General features: G+C 63.1%; 16 protein-coding genes. 9 read left to right on the forward strand and 7 right to left on the reverse strand.

Annotation, left to right across the window (positions count from 1 at the left end; all coding sequences use genetic code 11):
• The coding region (locus KA354_01875) for a hypothetical protein (GenBank protein ID MBP7933372.1) at window positions 1-1,698 on the forward strand (1,698 nt) is incomplete at its 5' end.
• A 595-nt stretch (window positions 1,699-2,293) separates the two neighbouring features.
• Here KA354_01875 and KA354_01880 read toward each other — a convergent pair.
• Window positions 2,294-3,100: a CPBP family intramembrane metalloprotease gene (locus KA354_01880; GenBank protein MBP7933373.1), complete on the reverse strand. Its 807-nt coding sequence runs from the start codon at window positions 3,098-3,100 to the stop codon at window positions 2,294-2,296.
• 179 nt (window positions 3,101-3,279) lie between these two features.
• A complete protein-coding gene (locus tag KA354_01885) occupies window positions 3,280-6,546 on the reverse strand; it encodes a hypothetical protein (protein MBP7933374.1) in 3,267 nt (1,088 codons plus the stop codon).
• 404 nt (window positions 6,547-6,950) lie between these two features.
• On the opposite strand from KA354_01885, the gene KA354_01890 reads away from it, so the two are divergent.
• Genes KA354_01890 through KA354_01905 form a run of 4 tightly spaced genes read left to right on the forward strand, consistent with a single transcriptional unit; the run spans window position 6,951 to window position 12,977 of the window.
• Window positions 6,951-7,802 (forward strand): type II secretion system protein, encoded by an 852-nt coding sequence (locus KA354_01890; protein ID MBP7933375.1) that lies wholly within the window; start codon window positions 6,951-6,953, stop codon window positions 7,800-7,802.
• A gap of 29 nt (window positions 7,803-7,831) precedes the next feature.
• Window positions 7,832-9,073 (forward strand): family 10 glycosylhydrolase, encoded by a 1,242-nt coding sequence (locus KA354_01895; protein ID MBP7933376.1) that lies wholly within the window; start codon window positions 7,832-7,834, stop codon window positions 9,071-9,073.
• A 20-nt stretch (window positions 9,074-9,093) separates the two neighbouring features.
• Window positions 9,094-10,233 (forward strand): substrate-binding domain-containing protein, encoded by a 1,140-nt coding sequence (locus tag KA354_01900; GenBank protein MBP7933377.1) that lies wholly within the window; start codon window positions 9,094-9,096, stop codon window positions 10,231-10,233.
• A gap of 50 nt (window positions 10,234-10,283) precedes the next feature.
• Complete coding sequence (locus tag KA354_01905; protein MBP7933378.1) at window positions 10,284-12,977, forward strand: hypothetical protein; 2,694 nt, start codon at window positions 10,284-10,286, stop codon at window positions 12,975-12,977.
• Between the two features lie 196 nt (window positions 12,978-13,173).
• Here KA354_01905 and KA354_01910 read toward each other — a convergent pair whose 3' ends face one another.
• Together KA354_01910 and KA354_01915 are read right to left on the reverse strand one after the other, a co-directional pair.
• On the reverse strand, window positions 13,174-14,124 hold the full coding sequence (locus KA354_01910) for a prepilin-type N-terminal cleavage/methylation domain-containing protein (protein MBP7933379.1): 951 nt from the start codon (window positions 14,122-14,124) through the stop codon (window positions 13,174-13,176).
• A 337-nt stretch (window positions 14,125-14,461) separates the two neighbouring features.
• Entirely contained in the window at window positions 14,462-17,689 is a 3,228-nt protein-coding gene (locus tag KA354_01915; protein ID MBP7933380.1) for a family 78 glycoside hydrolase catalytic domain, read from the reverse strand.
• Between the two features lie 230 nt (window positions 17,690-17,919).
• Between KA354_01915 and KA354_01920 the strand changes: the two genes are divergently transcribed.
• From KA354_01920 to KA354_01935, 4 genes are all read left to right on the forward strand, one after another.
• Complete coding sequence (locus tag KA354_01920) at window positions 17,920-19,035, forward strand: redoxin domain-containing protein (protein MBP7933381.1); 1,116 nt, start codon at window positions 17,920-17,922, stop codon at window positions 19,033-19,035.
• A gap of 169 nt (window positions 19,036-19,204) precedes the next feature.
• Window positions 19,205-20,365: an L-rhamnose/proton symporter RhaT gene (gene rhaT / locus KA354_01925; protein MBP7933382.1), complete on the forward strand. Its 1,161-nt coding sequence runs from the start codon at window positions 19,205-19,207 to the stop codon at window positions 20,363-20,365.
• A gap of 127 nt (window positions 20,366-20,492) precedes the next feature.
• Window positions 20,493-20,717: a hypothetical protein gene (locus tag KA354_01930; protein MBP7933383.1), complete on the forward strand. Its 225-nt coding sequence runs from the start codon at window positions 20,493-20,495 to the stop codon at window positions 20,715-20,717.
• The gene (locus KA354_01935) at window positions 20,704-21,177 is read left to right on the forward strand and encodes a hypothetical protein (GenBank protein ID MBP7933384.1); all 474 of its coding nucleotides are present in this window, start codon (window positions 20,704-20,706) and stop codon (window positions 21,175-21,177) included. Before KA354_01930 ends, KA354_01935 begins: the two co-directional genes overlap by 14 nt.
• Before the next feature lie 20 nt (window positions 21,178-21,197).
• Here KA354_01935 and KA354_01940 read toward each other — a convergent pair whose 3' ends face one another.
• Genes KA354_01940 through KA354_01950 form a run of 3 tightly spaced genes read right to left on the reverse strand, consistent with a single transcriptional unit; the run spans window position 21,198 to window position 25,113 of the window.
• Window positions 21,198-22,391: a hypothetical protein gene (locus tag KA354_01940; GenBank protein ID MBP7933385.1), complete on the reverse strand. Its 1,194-nt coding sequence runs from the start codon at window positions 22,389-22,391 to the stop codon at window positions 21,198-21,200.
• Window positions 22,388-23,917 (reverse strand): hypothetical protein, encoded by a 1,530-nt coding sequence (locus tag KA354_01945; GenBank protein ID MBP7933386.1) that lies wholly within the window; start codon window positions 23,915-23,917, stop codon window positions 22,388-22,390. The genes KA354_01940 and KA354_01945 overlap by 4 nt, the downstream gene beginning before the upstream one ends.
• A gap of 2 nt (window positions 23,918-23,919) precedes the next feature.
• Window positions 23,920-25,113 (reverse strand): hypothetical protein, encoded by a 1,194-nt coding sequence (locus KA354_01950; GenBank protein ID MBP7933387.1) that lies wholly within the window; start codon window positions 25,111-25,113, stop codon window positions 23,920-23,922.
• Between the last annotated feature and the right edge of the window lie 126 nt (window positions 25,114-25,239).

The following is a 25,239-nucleotide window of genomic DNA, read 5'->3' on the forward strand; positions in this document are numbered from 1 at the left end:
GTGCTGACGATCTCCGGCGGGGCCACCGTCTCGTACTGGGCGGGCCAGGCCCAGGCGACGTTGCCTACCTTCCAAGCGTCGGCCGCTGAACCGCTCGTTTTCCAGGTGAACCGCGTCTCGCGCGACCAGAACCTGACGGCGACATCGACCCGAACAAGCGTCTTCATCACCGACGTGAATCGCGAGAACTTCGTGTTCTTCGCGGACAACGTCATGGAAGGCGGCTGGACGTACAACAAGCGGGTGGGCGATGCGGACGACAATCCGACCGGGTCAGGGACCAACATCACCGCTTTCGATGCGCCCGAATTCAACGACGGGGGCAATCACCAGATGATGGTGATCGCCGATGGCGAAACCGCTCGGCTTTATCTAGATGGGGTGCTTGGTGCGGAGGTTCACTTCCCGCTGAGCAACCCGATCATGTTCGAGGTCGGCGCCTACGCCCGGGCGGTTGGCGACACGGTCGTCGGGCAGTTCGACAACGTCCAGATTCTCGGCAGCAGCGCTTCCTGCGTTCTGATGACGCCGAACTCGATCGCGGCGAGTGAGGGCGATGCGCCGATCCCGGTGCTCGTGCAGATCCCGTCGGGCGCGAACGCGGCCACCGATGTGGTGGTGACGCTGACGTCGAGTGCCCCGGGCGTCGCGGCGCCGGCCGGTGCCACCGGCGGAGCGCTGAATGTGACGTTTGCCGCCGGCGGGAGCACCGCCCAGCTCGTCGACATCCAGATCTTCGGCTCCGGCAACACCCGAATCATCGCCACGAACAACTTCGGGGCCTGCAACGGCGATCCGATTGAGGTCTACGTTCCCTCGGTTCTGGTCCAGGACGACTTCGAGGACGGCGTGCTCAACAACGCCGTGTGGCGGGTCGACCCGACGCCCTTCGAAGAGACCGGCGTGGCCACGTTCACGTACCTGGAGCAGGACGGCGTCATGACGCTGGGTGGCGTGGTGGGTACGCCCTACTGGCCCGGCATTGCCCTGATGACCGTGCCGAAGTTCAACCCAACGGCCGAGAAGCCGGTCATCTTCGAGATCGACCGGGTCAGGGCCAGCGGCCTCCCCGCGGACACGTACCGAGTGCGGACCGGCGTCTGGGTCGCGACGCAGGATCGGACCAACTACGTCCTGTTCAGCGACGTGTATCTGGAGGGCGGGTGGGGCATCAACAGCACGACCGGGACGGGCAACCCGACCGGCACGCCGGCCAACATCGCCGCATTCGACTGCTGTGGATTCCCGGATCTGGGCAACAACCGGATCCGGGTCGTCGTGGACGGCAGCAAGGTGTCGGTGTACCTGGACGGCGTGAAGGGCATGGACGTGCCCTTCCCGTTCGCTGACAACCTGATCCTCGGCTTCGCGACCTACGGTTGGGCGGCCAATGACGACGTCACCGGTGTGTTCGACAACGCACTCGTGCTCGGGGATCCGTCCAGCACCAGCGGGCTCTGCAATCCGAACGTCTTCGCCGATCTGGATAGCGATCTGGACGTAGATCAGATTGACTTCGGCCAGATGCAGTTGTGTCTGACCAGCTGGAACGTCGCTGTCTCGAGCAAGTGCCTGTGCCTGGACCGTGACGGCGACAGCGACGTCGACGAGCTGGACATGTTCGCATTCACGATGTGTTTCACAGGCCCCGCGATTCCGTTCGATCGGAACAACGTGCCTGAGGGCTGTGAACCCTGAGAACTGACGACGATCACAACATGACGAGCGCCGGGCGCGTTGCACCGCCCGGCGCTCGTTGCTTTCACACTCATCCGGAATAGCACAAACGAGAACTCGACCAGAACCCGTCTGGAGGCCCGGATGGGGGAGGGGGATGAGTCCAACAAATGCGCGATCTGTTTGCCCTCGGCTCAGGCGACGGGGCCGGACATATCCCAGGACGATCCGCCCTGCGAGGATGCCAAGCTTGACCCAGATGATGATGTCGATCAGTCTGATTCTGGCTTCTTTCAGTGCTGCTACAGCGGCATGGGTATGCTCGTCGATTCGAATTGCATGGACCGAGCGTATTCCGACGCTTGTTCCTCCCGAAAACTCCGTGAGCGTTGGCTCGACATTTCCCCAACGGCCGTCGCCGGCAGACCAACCAGATCGGACGCGCCGGTGCCCGGGTCCGATTATGATGCTGCAGACTCCTCTGCCCTGAAGTTGTCAGCAGAGATGCGATCCGGCGACTGGACCACTACGACGTTCACCGAGGGCCTTCGAAGTGCTCGCCAATCACTTCATTGGAGGTTCTCTGCGCTTACCTAAAACGAGGGGGACTTCAGGCTCAACGCCAGGTGGTGGAAACCGACTTGAGCAGGAGAATCGCGCCAATATTGTGCAGCCAATGAAGCACCAGACAGGGCACCAGGCTGCGCCGCCAGACAAACAGGATGGACATCAACACAGCCAGAAACCCAATCACCACCATGGCCAGCATGCCCTCGTAGTAGTGGGCCGCCGCGAACAGAAACGAGCTGATCGGAACCGCCAACCACCAGCTCCTGAAAATGGCCCGCATCCGGGTGAGCAGAAAACCACGAAAAACAACCTCCTCCCAGAGGACGGTCGCAATCATCAGCACAACCACCTGGGCCATCGGAAGGGGCGGCAATGCCTGCTCAATGGCCTTCTGGGCGGCAGGCGCACCGTCCAGTAATCTCGGCGACACCATGTACGCGGCCAGGATCCCCGAATACAACACCACATAGAAGCCAAGCAGCGCACCCAGGGCAATCAGCACGTTGTGCCCCAGCCGCCGAGTCGTCCAGCCAATGGAGCCACCACCCTGCCGGGCCACCAGAAGCATGATCACCACTGCGACCAGACCGACCACCCCCATGCCCAGATTGGTGGCCATTAACGGCCACCGGGCGTCACCAGGCTGGATCATCACCCCCACCAGATACCCGCCAAACGCCCCTGCCACCAGGGCCGGCAACAGCAGCAGGAGTTCCACGATGGCCCTCAGCACGGACATCCGCGGATACCACGCCCGCGGTTCCGGAGACGGCGCCAGCGGCCCGACGGCGTATTCCATCGCCAGAACCGCGCCACCCGTCATCACCCCCGGCAGCCCAACCGGTCGGGCCATGGGCACAGGAACCGACCGGCCCGCGCCAGTCGCGCCCGCGCCAGTCGCGCCCGCACCAGCAACGCAGGAAACAGAATCATCGATCTGCCTCACCGGGTCCGGCGGAACATCTGAGCGGGGATCGCGATCGTTGTCGCCGTCGTTATCCATCGTTCTGGGTCACACCTCTCGATACCCTATCATCGCTTCGCAGCAACGGCAATGAAATCCAGCCACAGTACCTGCTCGCCAACCGGGATCCTGAGCCACACGTGCTCACCTTCTTTGAAACCCTCGGGAACCTGGCAGGTGAGCGTGCCCCGGTCGATCCCGGCGCCGGCGGGCCGGGTAGAGCCGGCAACCTCCCACGTCACTTGTTCGGCGTTCGGGGCGATTCCCTCAGGCAAGGTGGCCTGGAGGGTCGCTCCACCGCAGGCCAGACGAGTCGGGCAATCCGCCATCCGAGGTGGTTCGCGATCCGTTGGCACGAGCCGGTAGCGAAAAGCACACTGGCCCTTCGGTATGACGTGCAGGAGTCCACGGCTCCAACGAATCTCCGGAGCTTCGGCCGGCGAATCATCAAGGTTCAACGCGACGACAGCCACGTTCGAGGCTTTGTCAACCAGCCGGGGGGCGAATGCGGCGTCGACGAATTGTGTGGTCGGGATCAGATACCAGGTGTCGCCGTCCTTCTTGAAAGCCGCACTGCCCTGCAGGGCTGCGTCAATCGGCAGGAAGAAGAAGACGCCGCGCGTATCGGCGTAGCAGTGGCCTCCGGTCGAGGCCGGGTCCGGCCCCTCGGGGATAAGGTAACTGAGGTCGAGCCGTCTCCGCGGAGAGTCACGCTCCTCCCGACCGGCCACGGCGGTGATCACCGACTCGCTCACCGCTCCGCAGTCCCCGCGAGCCAGGAAGCCCCACGACGGCAGTTCGAGACCACGCGACCGGTCGATGATCCAGGACTTCGTGGAGCCATTGACACACACGCGGCCTCCGCCATACTGTACAAGCAGCCGATTGTTAAGATACGCCCCGCTCGCCAGAGCCTCCGAGGAAGCTACCATTCTCCCGCCCTTCTCGTACTCGATCGCCTTCACCGGCTCCATGGCGTAGAACTCCTGCACCGGCTGGAGCAGGTAGTAGATCTTCAGCCTGCCCTCGAGCGTCGGCCAGTCGAAAAAACCGATGTGCCCGTATGCCAGCGTCGTGGCGATGTACTGATCGAGGTTGTACGGCTTGCCCTTGAAGAACATGCCCGGGTCGCCCATGCCTGCGTCCATCTCCAGCGGGTGAATCTTGAGCAGGTCGAAGTCCGGCAAGAGGGGCTCGTCCGGCGGCGAATCGCTGGCCAGCTGGGCATAGTTGCCGTCGGTCAGCCCGGCGTAGAGCCAGTGGTTGCGGCCCTCGGAGTACACCGGCCCATCGTGGGCCATCTTCTCGTTGTACAGCAGCCGGCCGTAGCACTCGTAGGTCCGCCGGAAGGTGGCCGCCCCGGGCACGCGGGCGTCGTAATCCTCGCGCTCGCAGGGCATGAACACGGTGTGGACGTCGCAGTAGCTGTGATTGGTGCCGAACTTGGCGTGAATCTGCGGAGCAAGTAGAGCCTCCATCTGCACGCCATACATCGGCTTGGCCGAGTAGCAGCGCATCCAGGCCCGCTGCCAGTCGCCGTTGGGCTGGCGGATCACATGGTCCTCGTTCCAGTGGCTGTTGACCGGGGCGAAATCGATGTAGTTCGTATAGAGCCCGACCCGCCAGCCGAGGGCCTTGATCGCGGCCACGAATGCCCTGCAGCCTTCGTCGCCACCTTGTCCAGGCGCAGCGTGGAGCCGGAAAGTAAAGCTCTCACCCGCGTCACGCCAGGTGTTCTCGTGATAGCGGATGGACACCTTCTCGCAGCCCAGCTTCCGGAGCAGGGTCGCCTCGGTGATCTCAGCCTTGTGGTTCGAGCCATCCTTGACCCGCCAGAGCCGCTCGCCCTGCACGTTTTTGAACGGGGACTGCGGGTTCGGGATCGTGGGGAGGACCTCCTGCACGTCCGGCGAAGCGTTGATGAACAGCCGCTCACGCACCCGGTTCCTCGCGCCGTCGGTCTTGCGGACATATTCGGCACCGCCGTTGAATCGGGCCCAGGTCGGACCAGCCTCAGCCGCACCCCACAGCTTCGAGGCGTCGGAGACGTACCAGTCGAACTGGGTGAACAGGAAAAGGCCGTCGGAATAGAGCACCCGCGGGTCGGTGTTGCCCCAGCCAAAAGTGAGGTACGGGATCTTGAACAGCTTGGGCGCCGACAGCGGGTCCGCCCGGCCAAGCGCCACCCGCTCCACGACCGGCTCGCTGCCGCGGATCTCCACAATCAGCGATTTCTGCTGAATGTAGAGCTCATAGACCAGGTCGGTGACGACTTCCCCCCAGACGAGGCGCCAGCTGACCTGCAAGCGACCATCGGCGAGCTTCTCCTCCGTCAGTGCCCGCTGAACCGCCGGGCTGGTCGCGGGCGCCCCCCCGCCGGTGCTCGCCAACACCGCACCCCCGCCCGCACAGGGATGGATAACCCTGTCCCGGAAACGCAGCTCGAGATCGCCCAGCGTGCCATCGGTCGGGGTGTAGCGATACTCCAGCCGCCCGTCGCTCGCTTCGTAGGAGAAGATCGTGGTCTTGCCTTCCCGACGAACGGCATTCCTGAAATCACTGACCTTGTTGGTCGGCAGAATGGTCTCCGGCCGGGTTGGAAAAGGGAGCTTGTCCGGCCAGGGTTCGAACGTGAGCAGCCCGAGCTCTTCCGGGTAGGCATAACACGGCCCGAGGTAAATGGCTCGCTTTTCGGTGTTGGCGCCGTTGTGGAACCTCAGGCCGGCCAGCGCAAACGGCCGCTTCAACTTGGCTTTCTGGTCGGCGTTCAACCGGGCACACATCATGAACCAGTACTGGTGGTCGATCGTCCCCGGCCAGATGGAGAACTCCTTGCCGTCCGCATCGCGGAACAGGACTTCCAGGCCAACCGGCGGGGTCTTCGGATCCGGTGCCCAGCCCCAGCAAGCTCCGTACGTCCAGAAGGTAAAGGTGTCCCAGGGATCGGGCACGGTGATCGGTTTCCTCGGCCGAACCGTCACCATCGGCTTCTCCCCCTTGGCAACGTAGACCAGCTTGGCGACGTGTTCGCGCTGGTAAATCCGCTGCTCACTGGAGCGATACAGCCACCCCTCGGCGTTGCGACCCTCAACTTCCCAACCGGCCAGATCATCGAACGCGACCAGCGGCGGACGCTCCTCCACCCGCCCGGCCATCTCGTACGGCGGCTGACCGGCCGGCCCGGGCGTCGGGTCCGCGTTCTCCGCCGGATGAACAACCGGCTCCTGGGCAACGACCGTCACACTGAGCCACAGACAACAGACGGCCGCCGACAGCAACGGCCGGCCCCGCCACCGTGCAAGCCGTACCGTGGACTCGAAGTGAATTGGATCCATGAGAGTTCTCCTTGTTGTTCAAGCTCGGCACGGGCGGCTCGGAATCCCGGTCCCGCCCGACACACCAGGATGGGATTCTACTCTCGAGACGAACCTGCCGCGCTCCTCCGGGCGGACGATCTCGCGAATACAACGACCGCGAGGATCTTCACACCGATGAGCCGGCAGTGCGGACGAGTCCTCAAGGCAGGCGCCACGGCCGCCAACCGATCACTCACGACAGCATTGCCGGGGAGGTCGTTGACAACAGGAGACCACTCTGTAATAATGCGATTATAGTTCTGACCTGGAAGGATTGCACAGATAGGCTTGGCCGCCTGTCCGGGGCGAACCTGGGCGAATGACACGGCACCTGGAGCCTCGCGGATCAACGCCGCGGCAAGAGCTCAGAAAAGTGGCCCGCCATGAAGCCGACAGCCTCAATCGCCGCTTTCCGCATTCCCAACAGCACCCGAGTTGAACCACTCTCTCGCTTCGCCTTCACCCTCATCGAGGTGCTCGTCGTCGTCTCGATCATCGCGTTGCTCGTGGCGATCCTGCTGCCGTCGCTCACAGCGGCCCGACAGCAGGCCAACACCACGGTATGCGGGGCCAACCTCCGCTCGATCGGCCAGGGCATCCTGATCTACATCGACGATCACAAGGGGGTCCTTCCTTCGTATACACGGGAGAGCCGGGTTGACTCAACCGTCTCGGTCTTCCAGAACAACCAGTTCTATCTCTACGGCGACTACGTCAACGGCTCGGGTCCGGACAAGGGCCGCCGACCGGTGAACAAGTACATCCACGGCAAGAGCGGCGTGTATCACTGCCCGCTCGATGCTCAGAACCCGGTCTACGCGGCCGCTATCGGACACGAGTACAAGGATACCTATCAGCGCTGGGGCAACAGCTATCCCTACAACGTGGCGTTGGGCAGTGTGTATTACTCGGGCCCGGCCTACGGGCTCGAAGCCAACTGCCTCCCGGTTCTCTACCAGAAGAGAATCGAACAGATCCGCGGCACGTCCCGGATCGTCATGGCGGGAGACATCACGTCCGTCTACCCGCAACATTGGACCTACAACAAGACCGCACCATGGTACGCCAGCTTCTTCACCCACGACCGGAAGAAGCCCAAATGCAATCTGCTGTTCGTGGACGGCCATGTCGCCCCGGCGATGATGCGCGATCCGCCGGGACATATCCTCAACGGGGATTACTCGATGGTGCTGCTCGGGACGCCTCCGGCATGGTACGGAGGCACGACTCCTTGAGCGGCGATCGAGGCGGGCAAAGGAGTACTATGCGCTCGACGTTCAGTCTCATCGGGTCCTTGCTGCTCGCGACTTTCTGTCACGCGGCGGATACGCGGCCCGCGCCGGACGGCCGTTGCATCCTGTCTTCGCCGGTGACCCACTCGGACTGGATGGTACGCAAGCCCGCCCCGAAGTGGGGCCCCGAAGGCGTACGACAGATCCTCGACCGCTGCCGAGAGGCCGGTCTCCACCGGGTCTACTGGCGGTGCTTTGACGGCGGCCGCGGTCTCTATCCCAGCCGTCTTCTGGAACCCCTGCACGGTTTCGACGAGGACAACTATCATCGCGGCCGCGATTCCGAATGGCTGCTGGACGTGCTCAAGCCGCTCGACTGGGGATCGTTTGACACCCTCAAGGAGGCGATCAACTACGGGCGCAAGATCGGCATCGAGGTCCACGCCTGGCTCTCGATCAACGAGGACGATCACGGCTGGGGCCTGACCAGCCGGTTCTCACGTGCGCATCCCGAACTCCGCTGGGTGCGGCGCGACGGGCGCCCCTTTCGCTCACAACTGAGTTTCGCCTTCCCGGCTGTGCGCGAGTACAAACTGGCCCTGCTTCGTGAGATCCTGGCCTACAAACCTGACGGCATCTTCTTCGACTGGATCCGGACAGGCGACGTCCGGGACGGCCCGCAGACGGACGCGGACGGCATCGCGATTCACGGGTACGAACAGCCAAATGTCGAGATATTCAAGAGGCAATACGGGCTCGAAGCGACTGCGGTCCCGAACAACGAGGAGCGTTGGATCCAAATCCGTGCGGATCCGCAGACACTCTTCATGCGCGACGCGGCGGCGATGATTCGGAAAGCTGATCCGAAGATGCCGATCACCGCCTTGGTACATCATCCCTGGGGCTACCGCGGCGGACCGACGGAGACACCGTACAAGGATTGCCGCAACGGGTTGCTCCTGGACATTCGCCGCTGGGCGGCCGATCGCCTGGTCGATGAGTTCATTCCCGCGGGATACTACCGCAACGACGGCAACGCAGAGAAAGCCTATCGTTGGCTACAGGAGGAGACTCAAGGCAAGCCACGCGTCGGGGTGTTTGGGTGGATCGCATCTCCGGAGCAGTTCACAGGCGACACGCAACTCGTTGAGAAGCTGGGCGCGTCGGAACTGCTGCTTTGGGAATCGGATTATCTCGGCCTGCCGCCGGCCAAGGCCGACCTGGTCAGCGTGATGGGCAGCTACGCCCAGTCGCAGGCCAAGAAGGACAAGTGAGGCGACCCGATGGAGCTTGGGTGAGCATGGAGCCGACCAGTCTGTTTGAACTTTCTCCGGCAGCCCGCTGCCTGGTGCGGGAACTGCGCCGTCAGGTGCTCGCCGATCAGATCAAGATGAATAGCCTCCTGCCGTCGGTCAGGACCATCGCGGCACAGGCGGGAGTCTCCGCATTCCCCGTTCAGCAGGCCCTCAAGTACATCGAACGACAGGGCTGGGCCAAGCGAAGGAACAGCAAGTCACGTCTTCGAATCGTACCGGCGGCCCGCCAGCGAGCGAAGGATGATCTGCAATATGAGCCGCCGCTGATCATCAACCTCGTTTCACCGCTTCATAAGGCACTCAGCTACGAGTACCGAGTGACCGCGATCGCCCAGCGCATGGTTGCTTACTTCGGCCGTTGCTCAGCCCGGCATGTCTATATTGACATCTCGAAAGGCCCCCAGGCTCTCTACCCGGTGTTTGAGGAGAACGAGCCAATTCCGAACGAAGTGGGATACGTCCTGGTCAGCATGCCTCAGTCGTATCACGCGGTTTTTCACTCCCGGGATCTTCCTTGCGTCGTGAGCGGGTACGTGCACCCGGATAACAACTTGCCCTCGATCTGTGAGGACATGGAACTGATCGGCTACACGGTGGGTTCGGTCCTGTGCCCAGGCGGCCGCGCGGTCATGCTCCACTATGGCGAACTGGTCGGGGGGGAAGTGAAACTGATCGATGGCGTGCGGCGCGCGGCGAACGAACTGGGTGTCCCTTCTCCGCGCCAACAAGATTTCTACATTTCCGTGCCGGAAGACTTCGCCGAATGCGAAACGCGGATCACACAGCTGCTTTCTCGCGGCCATGCTCCCGCGGGCATCCTCGCGATGAGGCCCGAGATCGCCATGCTCACACTCAAGGTCGCCGCGCGGATGCGAATCCGTGTTCCGGACAATCTCCAGTTGGTCGGCTACGGAACGCCGCACCAGACGTATGAGCTGTCCTACCCGGCGATCACGTCGGTGGGACCAGGCTCGGACGACGAACTTGCCCGCATCTGTTCGGAGCTTCTCGCTCAGTCGCTGGGCCGACGCCCCGATGTTGCCCCCCGACTGATCTTGGAGTCCAAGTTCATTGAGAGGCAGACAACCCGCCCGCGTGGGCGGGAAATGACGAACTGAACGGCCACGAACGTATGCGGCCGGGCCCTGTGACGGAAGGAGAAGAGGTCATGAGCAAGTGCACTCGTGCGGTAATGGTCGCCCTCCTGGCGACTTCGCCCCTAATGGCAGCCTCCACGCTATTCCAGGAGGACTTCGAGACCGGCCCGGTCGGCGCCTACGTGGTCGGAATTAACGGGTGGACAGGCACGGCCTACCTCAAGTACTCGGACACCGTCATCGACCAGGGGCTGTCGGCCGGCAGCGGGTACGACGGTTCCGTCGGCGACGCCTGGGTCACCATGAACAAGACGTTCACCAATACCGTGACTCCGGGCGAGCAGCTGGTGTGGAGCGCCACCCTGTGGTCTCACAACGCCGGCGGCAGCTATGCCCACATCGAACTCCACCAGTCGGGCACCGTCGGTACGGTCGGTGTCATGCAAGTCTACACCGGATACGGGACTCTCGACTTCGCCATGTTCGACCTCGGCGGTACCCAACTGCTCAACGCACGGGTACCGCAGCTCTTGGTTCCGGTGGACGTCAAGGTCGTCCTGAGCGAATCACCTTACCGGACCGACTGCTACTACCGGCAGCATGGCACTGCAGAATGGACCTGGGTCACCGGCGTCGACCTCGGCTTGCCTCTGGCCAGCTACGACAATGTGACCGTCTACGGCCACAACTACGACAGCGGCGAGGGCAACGGACAAACCGATTCGATTCTCCTGGTCGCGGAGTCAAGCCCTCCGGGCAAGGCCAGCACGCCCCTTCCGGAGGACGGATCCGCCGGCGTGGCGGTCAACTTCTCGCTGAGCTGGACGCCCGGCGGCGGCCAGACGACGCAGAAGGTGTACTTCGGCACGACCAATCCCCCACCGTTTGTGGCCAGCCAGGTCGACAGCACCTACACGCCGCCAACCCTGGCCGCGAGCACAACCTACTACTGGCGCATCGACGAGGCGAATAATGCCGGAACAACGACCGGTGACGTCTGGAGCTTTACCACCCAGGGACCGTGGTCCAGCCCGGACGTGCTATTCGAGGAGTACTTCGAAGGCGGTACGCCAGGCGGCTACGTCGCGGGTACCAACGGCTGGATGGGAACTCGCTTCGCCAAGTACTACGACACGGCAACCGACCAGGGCTTGGCGGCCGCACTCCTTTACGATGTCAACTGTGCTTCTTCCTGGCCGTCAATGACCAAGGCATTCGCCAATAGCCTGCACGCCGGCGCCTGGCTCGAATGGAACGCCACGATGGCCGTCGGCAATACCTACGGCGATTACGCTCACCTGGAGCTCCGCCAGACGGGCTCATCGGGCGAGCAGGACGTGATGCAGGTCTTCATGGGCTACGGGACATTGGACTTCCGCCTGTTCGGCCAGGAAGTCAATCCCCTCATCTCGGGTCGGATCGGTCAGCCGTCTGTCGCGATCGATGTCAAGGTCACCATGGTCGAAGATCCCTATCGCACCGACTGCTACTACCGGCCCCATGGCGAAACCGACTGGACCTGGGTCGCGGGCGATAACCTTGGTCTGCCCCTGGCCAGCTACAGCCGCGTGACCGTGATCGGCCACAACGCCGAGGTCGCCACGGGCAGCGGCGTGGACTCGATCGTTCTGAGAGAATCCACGGCGCTGGGCAAGGCGGCCAACCCCTGGCCGTCGGACAGCGCTCTGGGCGTGCCGGTTTCACCGGAACTGACGTGGGCACCGGGGACCGCCGCGAAATCGCACGATATCTATTTCGGCACCACCAATCCGCCGCCGCTCATCAGGAACCAGACTGACGCCACGTTCTCACCCGGCACGCTTGCTTCAGGAACGAAGTACTATTGGCGGGTCGATGAGGTGAGCGGTACCTGGAAGACGACCGGTGATGTCTGGAGCTTCACCACGGCGGGCCCCTTACCGCCCCACATCATGCTGCAGGAGCAATTCGAGGACGGCACACTGGGCGACTACGTGGTGGGCACCAACGGATGGACAGGCACGGCCTACCTGAAGTACACCGCCATTTCGATCGACGAAGGGTACTCGGCTGGCAACAGCCTCGATCTGACCGTGGGCACCGCCTGGCCTCGCATGAGCAAGTCCTTCACGAACACGACCGCCGGTCGCGAATACCTGGAGTTGACCGCGACGCTGCTGGCCGTGAATACATCCGGGGACTACGCCCACGTGGAGATGCACCAGGCCGGCACCGTTGGAGAATTGGGCGTCGTCCAGATGATGACCGGCTATGGAACGCTGGATTTCCATCTCTTCTCCATGACCGGCAGCCATGACATCTCGATTCGCCCGCCTCAGATCTCCTCTCCCGTCGACGTCAAAGCGGTCTTGAAGGAAAACCCGTATCGCACCGACTTCTTCTATCGGGTACACGGAGCACAGGACTGGACCTATGCCGGCGGCGACGACTTCGGCCTGCCCTTGGCCAGCTATGACTCGATCGGCGTCTACGGCCACAACTATGGCGGCGCCGAATCGACGGGACAGATCGACTCCATCCTGCTTCGCAAGGTCACCGCATGCTCCGTGCCCTTCGCCGATGTGGATGGCGACAACGATGTCGACCAGGCGGACTTCGGTCGATTCCAGCTCTGCTACACGGGCGGCCCCAACTTCATTCCGGATGAGTGCGCTTGCCTGGACGTCACCGAGCCAAAGGGCAGCATCGACAACTTCGATCTGGCGGTGTTCGCGAAGTGCGTGAGCGGACCAATGGTGCCGGCGAACGCGGACTGCGATCAGTAACGGGTATCGGCATGACACGTGCGGCATGGCCGTGTCTCGGTCCACCGGGACACGACCATGCCGCCGTCGCAGAGAGTACCAACTCGACTACGCGAGGGGGCGGATGGTGACGGCCCACTGCAAAGCGGCCAGCCCTTCCAGTTGAGCGCCGTGCTGGCCGGTTGTGTGCAGGCTGGCTGTTGACTCCCGGCTGCGTCTATTGGATGGAAGGTGGATCGTCGTCGCGGCCTGTGCCTGAGAATAGCGAGTTGTGCCCCGCGTCCGTCAGCGGCACCGTGCCGTCGGGATTGACGACGTAACCCAGTTGCCTCGCGCTGCGCCGCTCTACGTGGTTGTCACTGAACACGACGTTGGCCTTGCCGCGGTGCCGCTCATCGGGAGCGGAACGAGCCTTGCCTCGCAGGTTGTCATCGCAGAAGTCGCCGGCGGCGGTCAATCGCGGCGGATCGAGGGCCCACGCGTGATTCAGAATCCGCGCTGGGTCGGTAGTTGCGGCCGCTCCCGTCGGATCGTAGGGCAACCGCTGCTCGATGGGCGTGCTGGCGGCCGTCCCAAGACAATCCGCAGCCATGACCGTCCGGGCAGGCGCCTTGATCTGCCCCGTCCTGACCGGCCAGCGGATCCAGTCGGTCGGCCCGCCGCTAAGCCGCTTCCTGCTGTTGCCCAGAAACTGAAAGTTGTAGCCGTAGGGGTAATTGCGGCTGTTGTTGTACTCGCGGGCTTCGGGGTCAAGGAAAACCTCGCCATCAACCAACTGGGTGTTGTCCAGGGCGGAATTCGGACTCGGCGCGGAGAAGGCATACAGCCGGACCTGAGCGCCCAACATCGCATACCAGCGGGCGCGGTACTTCCAGCCATTTCCTACCCAGTACAGGTTGGTCGACCCGGCGATCTTCGGGAAGCGACCCGCAACAGCCGAATCCTGTGACTGCTGGGCGTACATGTGCCAACCCATGCCGATCTGCCGGATAATGTTGGCGCACACCACCGCCCGACCCTGCTGACGGGCAACGGCCAGCGAAGGCATCAAGATGGCCACCAGCAGGGCCACGAGGCCAATAACCACCAGGACCTCGATGAGTGTGAAAGCAGAGGCCCAGCGAGCCCTGCTCAGCGATGGGGATTCTAGGTCACGAGTGCACCGCATGATTCCTCCAATTAGGCCTGATCACTTGTGCACACGGTCATCGGAAACGCATGGACGGGCCGGCTGACCCCGAGCCGGCTCGCGGAGGATCAAGATAGCAGATTCCGGCACACACAGCAACGATCGGAGCGTCTCCCGCGGAGCTTTCGAGAATGCAGGGGTGGGAACAACAAGTCCTCCGAGTAGAGCCCTCCGGGTCTGAAGATGATGTCTCGACCAGTAACAGGACCCCTGGAACAGATTCCGCTCAACCGGGCTTGCCAGAGTCCGTGGCTCTCTGCGGCGTTGTACTCGATACCGCCCCCTCCGATCGCCTCCTTCAGAGCGTCCCGCCCGCTCACCTGAGCCGCGACGCGAACTCGTATTGCCCTGAGCCGACCTCAAGAATGATCCGGCCCTGTTCCTGCCCGACCCGTTTGACGTCGAAGACCTCGGCGACCGGCTTACCGCCTTCGGTCACATCCACCTTGTCCTGGTCGGGTGCCGGCAGATGGACCGTGGCCGTGCTGCCCACCGGCAGGGTCAGCCGGAGCTTGAACAGGTCGCCGTCCAGCCTCCACGCACTGGCCACCTTGCCGCGAATGGTGTCCGTCTCGCCCTTGGCCCAGGTAATGTCGCCCAGCACGTGCGGCCGGATGATCACGTGCTTGAACCCCGGTTGCTGGGGGTCGATCTGAATGCCCGCCAGGGTCTGGTAGAACCAGGCGCAGATGTCCCCGAAGAAAATGTGGTTGAGCGACTCGGCCCCGCCCCAGTCCTCCCACATCGTGTTCGCCCCCTGGGTAATCCAGTCGCCCCAACTCGGGTACGTGGTCTGCGAGGCGATCTTCCAGGCCACGTCCGCCCGGCCGTAGCGAGTCAGGGCGTGCGGAATGTAGATCGAGCCCAGAACGCCGGAGTTGATGTGGTCCTTGCACCTGGCGATGTTGGCCACCAGCTGCTCCACGACCTTGCCGGCGGTGGTCGGATCGACCAGGTCCCAGTAGAGAGCGGTCGCTTGGGCGGTCTGGCTGCCGGTCGCCACCTGACCCGTCTCGCGATTGACAAACTTCTCATTGAACGCCCTTCGGATCGACTCGGCCAGCTTGGCGTATTTGTCGGCATCGGCGCTTCGGCCGAGCAGCCGGGCGATCTGGGCCAGGATCCGGGCATCCTCGTAGTAGTAACCGGTCGACGTCACTGCCTCCGGCGTCTTCTGGTCGAGACAGACCCAGTCGCCAAGCCCGATGGAGACGATGCCCTTGTCGGCCTTGGCGGTCAGGTAGTCCACATACGTCTTGAAGCCCTCGTAGTGCTCGCCCAGAATCCCGGTGTCGCCGCAATACAGATAGAGATACCACGGAATGATGAAGTAGGCGCTGTCCCAGGCCGGCCCGTTACCCCAGGCGTAACCCCATCCCCCGGTCGGCACGATCCCCGGGAACATGCCGTCAGGCTTCATCGCGTCGCGCATACTGTCGATCCAGTGGGTGTACGCGGCCGCGTTGTCGAAATTGTACATCGCCTGCTGGGCGGACATCTGGGCGTCGCCGGTCCAGCCGTTCTTCTCGCGATGCGGGCAGTCGGTCGGAATCCCCACGAAGTTGCTGACATAGGACCACTTCGTGCACTGCTGGATCTTGTTGAACAGCTCACTAGAGCACTCGAAGCTGCCGGCGTCCCCGCAGGCGGTGTGCACCAGCCGCACATCAAGATCGTCGAGCGTTGGTGTGCCCGGCCACCCGCTGACCTCGATATACTGGAAACCATAGTACACGAACCGAGGCTCGTGGGTCTCGAGGCCGCCACCTTTGAGCGTGTACGTCTCAAACTGCACCCCCCCAGGCTGAGTGAACACGCCAATTTTGGCTTGGTCGAGCGTCCCGTCTTTCGCCAGCCGCTCGCCATACTTGAGCGTGATTCGGTTTCCCGCCTGCCCGCTGAGCCGGATGCGGGTCCAACCGGCCAGGTTCTGCCCCGCGTCGAAGAGGAACACCCCCGGCTTGGGCTCGGTCAGCTTGACCGGCTTCAGCGTCCGGATGACCCTGATGACCGGCACCCGCTGGGCAACCAGCCTGCCCTTCGGCCCGGCCACCACCACCGGCTTGTGCCATTCCGCATCATCGCATTCGACCCTGTCCCAGCCGGCCTTCTCCAACCGGGCGTCGTAACTCTCGCCGTTGCGCACCGCGTCGAACACAATCGGGCCGGCGGTGACCTTCCAGGTGTTCGCATCAGTCGCGATGACCTTGCTCGTGCCGTCGGTGTACTCGATCTGGAACTGCATCTTGAGACAGGGCGGGTTGCGCCACGGGGCCTTGGCGAAGTCCCAGACACAACGGGTGTGCATGTTGTACCAGCCGTTGCCCAGCATCACCCCGGCGGCGTTCCTCCCCTGCTTCAGCAGATCGGTCACGTCATGGGTCACGTACAGAACCCGCCGATCGTAGTTGGTAAACGTCGGATCAAGGACGTGATCGCCGACCTTGCGGCCATTGAGGTACAGCTCGTGGTATCCCAGGCCGCAGATGTAGGCCCGGGCCCGCTTGATCGGCTTGTCCAACTCGAAGACTGTTCGCATCAGCGGTGCAGGCTGGGGAACGGGGTGCACAAACAACTCGCCCCACGGTCCGTCACCCAGCCGGCCGACTTCCCTCACCGCCGCCCAGCCGCCGTCGGCGAAGGCGGCCATGCGCCACTGCGGCTTCTCCTCGTCGCCGCTCTTCCACGTACCATCGGTGCTGATCACCAGCGGCTCGCCGCCGTCGAACTCCACGCGCAGTTGGCCGATCACCCCGGCTGGCTTCTCCTCCGAAAAGGCGGTCAAAGCCAGGACGTTCCTGCCGTCCGTCAGATGGCGGGTCACATCGAGGAGGTCCAGCTGCCACAACCCGTTGTCCTTTTTGACCACCTGATCGTTGACCGCCAGCTCGTATCGGTTGGAGACCGCGAGAATCAGACGCGCCTTGAGCACCGTCCGCCCCGCCGGCAATTCGAATGATCGTCGGAAGAAACGCGGCCGGTCCTTGGGAGCGCGCTTGAAATCCTCTTTCGCCAGCCAGATCCAACGCATTTCCTCCAGGACGAACGGGGCGGCAACCTGATCGCGATCGTACTGGGCACTCAGCCATTGCCCTTTCCAGTCGTCCACATTGAGCAGACCCATCTCCCAAAACGCGGGCTCGCTCCAGGCCGACGGGCGGTCACCTGCATCCCACAGCCGGACCTTCCACCAGGCCCGCTGACCGCTGGCCAGGACTCTGCCCCCGTAAACAACCTGAGCGGATTGGTCCGAAACCACCTTGCCGGTGTCCCACAGGTCGCCCTTGTCGGCCGCCAGTTCATCGGCCGAGCTCGCCGCCAGCACCTGGTAGGCTGTCTGCCGCTGGCCGCGCTGATCCGATCGCGGCACCCAACTCAGCCGCGGACAGGCAACGTCGATCCCCAACGGATTAACCAGGTATTCGCAGCGGAGTCTCTGGACGGCCAGAGGAGCATCAGCGGCCGCGTTCACGAAGTCGCTCACCAGGCTCATGATCATCACCATCGCCAATGAAAGGAGTACCCCTCTCGAAATCGCACTCATGGTCGCTGCTTCTCCATGCCGAAGAACCAGGTCGCCGCGGCATCCGCGGCCGCGAAACACAGCCCAGCCGAGTGTATGACCATGGGTGAACGACCGTCAAGCGGTCACGACTGACCGCCAATCCGCCCGGTGCGGCCAGAACCGACAAGAACCGCGGCCATGGCCCAAAGACGGCGTCTGATCTAAAATGGCATGTTGCGTGAGAAAAGGCGATGCCGGGAGATCATGCCATGCCTTGCCATCTCTACCGATGTGCGATGTCCACCCTGTGGCTTTCCGTCCTGGTCGCAACCCCTAGCCCGGCGCCGGCCGCCGCACAAAGCCGGCCCGCGGAGATGGAGGAAGCCGAACCTATCGACATGACCATCCTGTTCATCCGCGACCCCCTCGTCCAGAAAGACTTGAAGCTCGACGCGGACCAGCAAACACGCATCGAGGCGCTTCTCGACGAGAACGACGGCCCGCTGTTTCGTGCCCGGAACCTGCCACCCAGGGAATGCAAGGCCAAGGCCGACGCCCTCCTGGCAAGAATCGAGAAGGAACTGGAGCAGGTCCTTCAGCCCCAGCAACGGGTCCGCTTCGATCAGATCATGCTGAGAACCCGCGGATTGAGCGGCTTTCTGCAGCCCGCGGCGGCCCAGGCACTCCGGCTGACCACGGGACAACGCCGGCGAATCGAGACCATCGTCCTGGCCTCCCAGAGAGGCCGTGACTCAAGCGGGAAATGGGTCGTCAGCAATGCCGATGGGGACGAACGACGGCCCGGACTGAGCGAGATTCTCGCGGTCCTGAGCGATGAGCAGCGCCTGACCTGGCGGGGACTCCTCGGACCAGGTTTCGACATCGCCCGCCTCCGGCCGCTGGCCTTCAAGGCCCCGGAGTTCCGCGAGGTCGACACCTGGCTCAACGCCAAGCCGACTGCCCTGGCCGCCCTGCGCGGACAGGTGATCCTGATCCACTTCTGGACTGCCAGCGACGTCAACTGCACCCGCAATTACCCCGCCTATCGAAGCCTGCAGACCGCGTATGCAAAGAAAAGCGTCACCTTCATCGGCATTCATACCCCGGAGACAGAAGACGAGCGTGACGTCGAGACCGTCCGCCGAAAAGCCGCTGAAAACAAGTTCACCTTCGCCATCGCCATAGACAACGACAAGTCCAACTGGGACGCCTGGGGCAACCAGGTCCGGCCGGCCGTCTACCTGGTGGACAAGCGCGGCTTTGTTCGGTTCTGGTGGTACGGCGAACTGAGCGGCAAGAAGAACAACGGGGAGAAGATCCTACGCGCCCGACTCGACGCTCTCCTGGCCGAGAAAACCGACGAAGCCACCACCAGGGCGAATTGAGCCGCCGCACGGCCGTCACGATCCCTTACGCTGGACGTTCCCCGCGGCAGGCCACTATACTGCCGCCCTGACGATCCTCGAGCCGGGGGCGCAGGCAGGTATCATCTGGCGGCCAGACACCCCTGTCCCGGCGGTCGATTCTTGGGCTCGTTGACCGGAGGTCCCCGACTTGGTCGCTAACCCTGTTCTCGGCGTATTCCTGCACTGGATGGGCGGTCTCGCCTCGGGCAGCTTCTACGTACCCTTCCGGTTCGTCCGCCGGTGGTCATGGGAAACCTACTGGCTGGTCGGCGGCGTGTTCAGCTGGATCGTGGCCCCGTGGGTCATCGGACTGGTCATGACCACTGACCTGCTCGGCACGCTGGGCGAATCACTCCAGTTCCATGGCTCCAGCTGCTTCTGGACCTACTTCTTCGGTGCGATGTGGGGGCTGGGTGGGCTGACCTTCGGATTGACCATGCGATACCTGGGCATGTCGTTGGGCATGGCCGTCGCCCTGGGCTACTGCGCGGCATTCGGCACGCTCATGCCGCCCATTTTTCGCGGCGAGTTCGTCGACAACATCCTCCGCACGACGCCGGGGCAGGTCATCCTGGTCGGCGTCGCCGTGTGCCTGGCCGGTATCGCCATCGCCGGCCTGGCCGGCATGTGGAAAGAGCGGGAAATGGATGAGAAGGCGAAGACGGCGGCCATCAAGGAGTTCAACTTCAAGAAGGGCATCCTGGTCGCGACTTTCTCCGGCGTGATGAGCGCCTGCTTCTCCTACGGCCTGGCAGCCGGCGACCCGATCAAAACAACCGCCCTCGCTCACGGGACCACGACCCTCTGGCAGGGCCTGCCTGTGCTCGTCATTCTCCTGGCCGGCGGGTTCACCACCAACTGCATCTGGTGTATCATCCTGCACGTCCGCAACCAGAGCGCCCACGAGTACCTGAGCCCCATGACCCGGCCCAAGACTCCTTCCGGCGGGTTCGAAGTCATCACCGAATCGGCCAATGCGACCAGGAACTCGGCGATGCACCCACAAACCGCGGCGGCGGAACCCGTGCCCCTGGTGCCCAACTACTTCTTCTCCGCCCTCGCGGGCGTCACCTGGTACATGCAGTTCTTCTTCTACACCATGGGCGAGACCCAGATGGGCACGTACAAGTTCTCGAGCTGGACCCTGCACATGGCCAGCATCATCATCTTCAGCACCATCTGGGGCATCATTCTTCACGAGTGGAAGGGCTCCAGCAAACGGGTCCATGCCCTGATCACCGCGGGCATCGTGGTGCTCATTGCCTCGACGATCATCGTGGGATACGGGACGAAGCTGCAGACTCAGTGATCGCCGCCGTGCCAGTTTGGCTGCGGCCGGCAGACATTGGAATCCCCGGCGTCCGGGCCGTGACGAGTACGCGGCTCAGCCGTCGGTCCCTGGTACAGACCCGACCGAGTCGGTAGAATCATGGGTGATGAACGACCCGATCCAACCATGCGAAGATATCCCTCCTGACTGGCTAGCCGAGTTCGAGGCCGCGGCGCGGCGCCCGCTCGAGACGCGGATGAAGTACGCTTTCATCCACACCTATAAGCCGGTCCTGGACGACGCCCCGTTCCGAGCTTTCGACACGATGGAAGACTACCGGCGATGGTGCGAAGAGAACCTACCGGATTGGCTGGGCTATGGCCGCGTTTGAATATCGACAGGCACAGGAGATCCGAGACGCTTTCGCCCGCCACGGCTGCCGATACCTGTTCATCGGCAAGTCCGGCGCGATCCTCCTTGGATTTCCGGACACCACTCAGGACGCGGACTTGTTCGTTGAGAAGACCGCCCAGAACTGCCAGGCTCTCGTCTCCGCACTGCGGGATCTCGGCTTCAGGCTGACGGACGAGCAGGTTGCCGAGATCCAGCGGGGCAAGGATTTCGTTCAACTCAAAGACGGCCCATTCGATCTTGATCTCGTGTTCGCGCCGGACGGGATCGAACGATTCGAGGACGCTTGGCATCGCCATGTGGAGGTTGAGGGCTTCCCCGTCTGCCACGTGGATGACATCATCGCCAGCAAGGCGGCGACGAATCGGCGTAAGGATCGCGAGTCACTTCCTCGTTTGCGGTCATTCCGGGAGTATTGGCTGCGCCACCGATCGCCATAGGCCGCCGGCTGTGCTCGTGGTTACTTCCGGCGTGGCCGCGGAATCATCAGCCCGACACACAGCGTGAGGATCGACGCAGGCTCGGGAACGACCGGGTCGTAGGCCAGCATGATGCCGGCGGGCCCCCCGTAAGCGATCACCGGATTGTCAAAGCGATCAAAGGCCAAGGCGGCATCGCTGGTCGGATAGGCGTCCAGGATGAGTCCGCTCACCGGATCGTTGCCCCTGGGAAGCACAATATCACCCCAGCCCTCCCCGTTGTTGATCCGATAGTGAATCGAGCCGTCCATGCCCACATAGGCCACCGCCGGATGCCCCTGGCGGTCAAACACCAGATTGACCCGTTGACTGGCCACGGCGCTGGAGAGCTGCTCCGTCACCCAGGCCCCCAACTGGATATCGAACTGGCACACCAGGAGCGCACTATCGGATTTGATCGCGAGGGCCACATTGTCATGGGGACCATATCCCAGCGAGAGTATCGCGTTCGACGAGGAAGGGAAGTTGGTGCCAAGGCTGGCTCCGTACCACGTTCCCTGGCCGGGCTCCTTGCTGGCAACAATGATCTCTGACCCGTTGCGGAAAGCAAGCCCAATGCGATCCTGACTGTCGACCGCGATAGTCGGTTTCTCCCCCGTCGGACGGATTTGGGTCCCCACCGTTACCTTGTCGACCAGATCCGTATTCCACCCCTGGCTGTCATAGGCGGACAGCACCAGGCCCTTCGTGGTGCCTACATTCCCCATGTACGCAACGACCGGCCGGTTGTTGGACTGATACGCGAAATCAGGCCCGCCACTGTAATAGAAATTCGACACGGCTGTGCCGACGCCGGAATGGGACCACCCATTGCGCGAGGACTGTGCAAACCTGACCTCGTAGGCGTTGCTGATCCACGTGACGCCGACGCGACCGTCCGGCCCGGCGTGCACCCGGGCCATGGTCGCGTTGCCGGATATGGAGCTCAGGGCGGTTTCCGACCATCCCGCGGGAGTCAGTGACGCCGCCTTGAATCCCCCCGCTCGATCGTAGAAGACCGTGGGCCAAGTGTCCCCGGTTCGCATCCCTAACGACACCAGGGGAGGAGAACTCACTCCGGAAGCAACTCTCTGGAAGTCCCAGGTGATGTGGGTGGCCAGCGCCGGGAAGGTCAAGGCCAGAATCACCAGGACCGAACCCGTGATCATCCTTCGACAAGCAAGGAACTTGGTCATGTGCGATGCACTCCTTCTCGCCTGGAACCACAGCCCGGGTCCGCCGGCCGGTCGCTGCCACTCCAGCAGGCTTGGAAGAAACCGAAGTCGGCCTGGTCCACGTCCTGGTCCGTGTCGAAATCGGTTGAACCACAGGTGGCCTGCTCTTGCACGATGGCCGGCCCCGTGTAGCACGCGGTAAACCGCTGCAGATCACCCGCGTCGACGTCGCCGTCGCGATCGAAATCGCCAGGGATCAACGCCGGGCACCCGCGGGTCGAATCCATCACTGCTCCGGGAATGGTCAGCGGGCATGGATCGCATGCGTCGCCGGCGCCGTCACCGTCTGAGTCGTCCTGGTCGCGGTTGGAGACCGCCGGGCAGTTGTCGGACTCGTCGGGAATCCCATCACAATCGGTATCTCCGGCGAGGGGCACCGGAATCGCGGGACCGATGACGTGGAGCCGCTGCATCTCGTCGATGAAGGCCACTGCCCACCTGCCGTGCGTGTCGATCGCCAGACCGGGAGGGGTGAACCTCATGAAGCTGGTCGCCAGACGGCTCGAAAACCAGCCGGCGTCGTTCATGGCCAGATTTACTGACCAGTCATTTCTCCTGACATAGGCGATTCTGGTCCGCCCAGCCTGATCCAGTACCATTGCACTCGGGCCGAATGCAATATCACCGCCCGTGAGGACGGCCTGGTTCGTGGCACCCAAGGCGTGGAAGCGAACCACCGCAAGACCGGTCGACGAAGACCACGCCACCAACGGTGCGTCCACGGCATCGACGGCCAAGGAAAGACCGGTGGCTTGAGGGAGCGTACCGCCACCGTAGCTACGACTGGTCCAGCCATCGGAAGACCGCGTCCATACTGTGATGTTCCGTGTCTGCGCGTCGTGCATGGCCACAACCACCCGATTCAGGCGGTCAACCGTCACCGCGACTCGGCTGCCGATCGCATTGGTCGAGACGGTGGTGGGAATCGGCTCGTTGGTCCACTTGCCGGTCCTGGGCTGGAATGAAGCCAGCCGGAGACTGGAAGACGTGCTGTAGACCATGAACGGATCGCCATATGGGCCCATCGCAAATCGCGCGTAACTACCCATAGCCGCCTGGGCAACCGGGGTGGAACTGACCCCCAGCAGCGGCCCTCCATTAAGGTAGTAGTACAGCCAATAGTCAGACCGGAGAAGGGCCACTGAAACCCCGCCGAACCGGTCGACCCCGATCGAGGGGGCCGCGGTGAAACCATAATCGTGGATGACGGTCTTCGCGATACCGGTGCAAGAACACCGTACCATCCTGAGGATCGGCGTGTCCTCGCCGTGGTACACAACCACCAGGTCGCCGTTGCGATCGATGCCGATAGCAGGAATCGCCTGCGGATTCACTCTCTCCTCGATGACCAGATCAGGGAATGTGTCGTCGGCCCGCATGCGACCCGGATGGGCAAGGGAAACGAACAGGATACCTGCCGCAATCCAGCAGAGCCCTGACCGGCTGACATGCCTGGCGATTCGCTTTTGCCGTCCGGTGGTGAACATGATTACCTCCGGCGAGCACAAAGCACGACCAGGCCGAAAAGCCCCATCAGCAGGGACGCAGGCTCAGGAGTCACCACGGGGTCGTAGGCCAGGATGAGCCCGGCCGACCCCACGTACGCGATGACCGGATTGTCGAAGCGGTCAAACGCCAAGGCGGCGTCGGTTCCCACGACTGGATTCACCACCAGCCCACTGGTCGGATCGGTCCCCAGCGGAAGTACGACATCCGTCCAGCCGTCACCACGGTTGACCATGTAGTGAATCACATCGTCACTGCCAGAGAAGGCCACCGCCGGATGCCCCTGGCTGTCAAAGGCCAGATTCACAGCCTGGCTGGCAACCGCCACCGACAGTTGTTCCGTCACCCAGGCCCCCGACTGGATGTCAAAGTGGCTGACCCAGAGTAGATTGTTCGATTTGATCGCCATCGCGACGTGGTCGTTGGCACCGTAACCCAGCGAGAGCATCATGCTCGACGACGACGGGAACGTGCTCCCAAGACTCGTACCGTACCACGACCCCTGGGCGAGGTCCTTCGTGGCAAAGATCACTTCGGAATTGGAGCGGAAGCCCAGGCCGATGCGATCCTGACTGTCGACGGCAATGGTCGGAAGATCTCCCCCGATTCGGACCGTCTGACTCACCGTCACCTTGTCGACCAGGTCCGTGTTCCAGCCCAGGCCGTCGTAAGCCGAAACCACCAGCCCGGCCTTGTTGCCCGACAAGCCTGTATACGTGACCACCGGCCGATCGTCGGACGTGTACGCGAAATCCGGTCCGCTCACAGAACTCGAAGTCACCGCGGTGCCAACCTTCGACGCCTGCCAGCCGTATCGTGATGACTGAGCGAACAGCACTTCGCGACCGCCGTTGAGCCAAGCGATGCCGACACGTCCGTCACTCCCGTCGCGCGCTCTCGCCGCCCTCACGAGGTTGTCGGCACTGGTGCCCAGAGCGGTTTCTGACCATCCGACCGGGGTGAGCGATGCGGCCGTGAACCCCGCTCGATTGTAGAACACCGTGGGCCAGGTGTCTCCCGTGCGCATGCCCAGGCTGACCATCGGCGGTGAGGGTGCCTGCGAAGACACCCTTTGGAAGTCCCAGGTGATGTTGGTGGCCAGTGCCGGTCCGGCCGGAACCCACATCCCGAGTACCGCGACCACCATCATCTTCGTACAAATCAGGGATGGCTTCATGGGGGAAATGCTCCTCCTCTCTCTACCGCCCAGCGCGCAACCGTGCGACGAGCCAAGGGGCTGTCCGGGAGGGGACCCGAACCCGCGTTTGCCGGGGCGATGCTCCACGACAAGCCACGACCCGAT

The sequence above is a fragment of the Phycisphaerae bacterium genome, assembly GCA_018003015.1.
Classification (GTDB): Bacteria; Planctomycetota; Phycisphaerae; order UBA1845; family PWPN01; genus JAGNEZ01.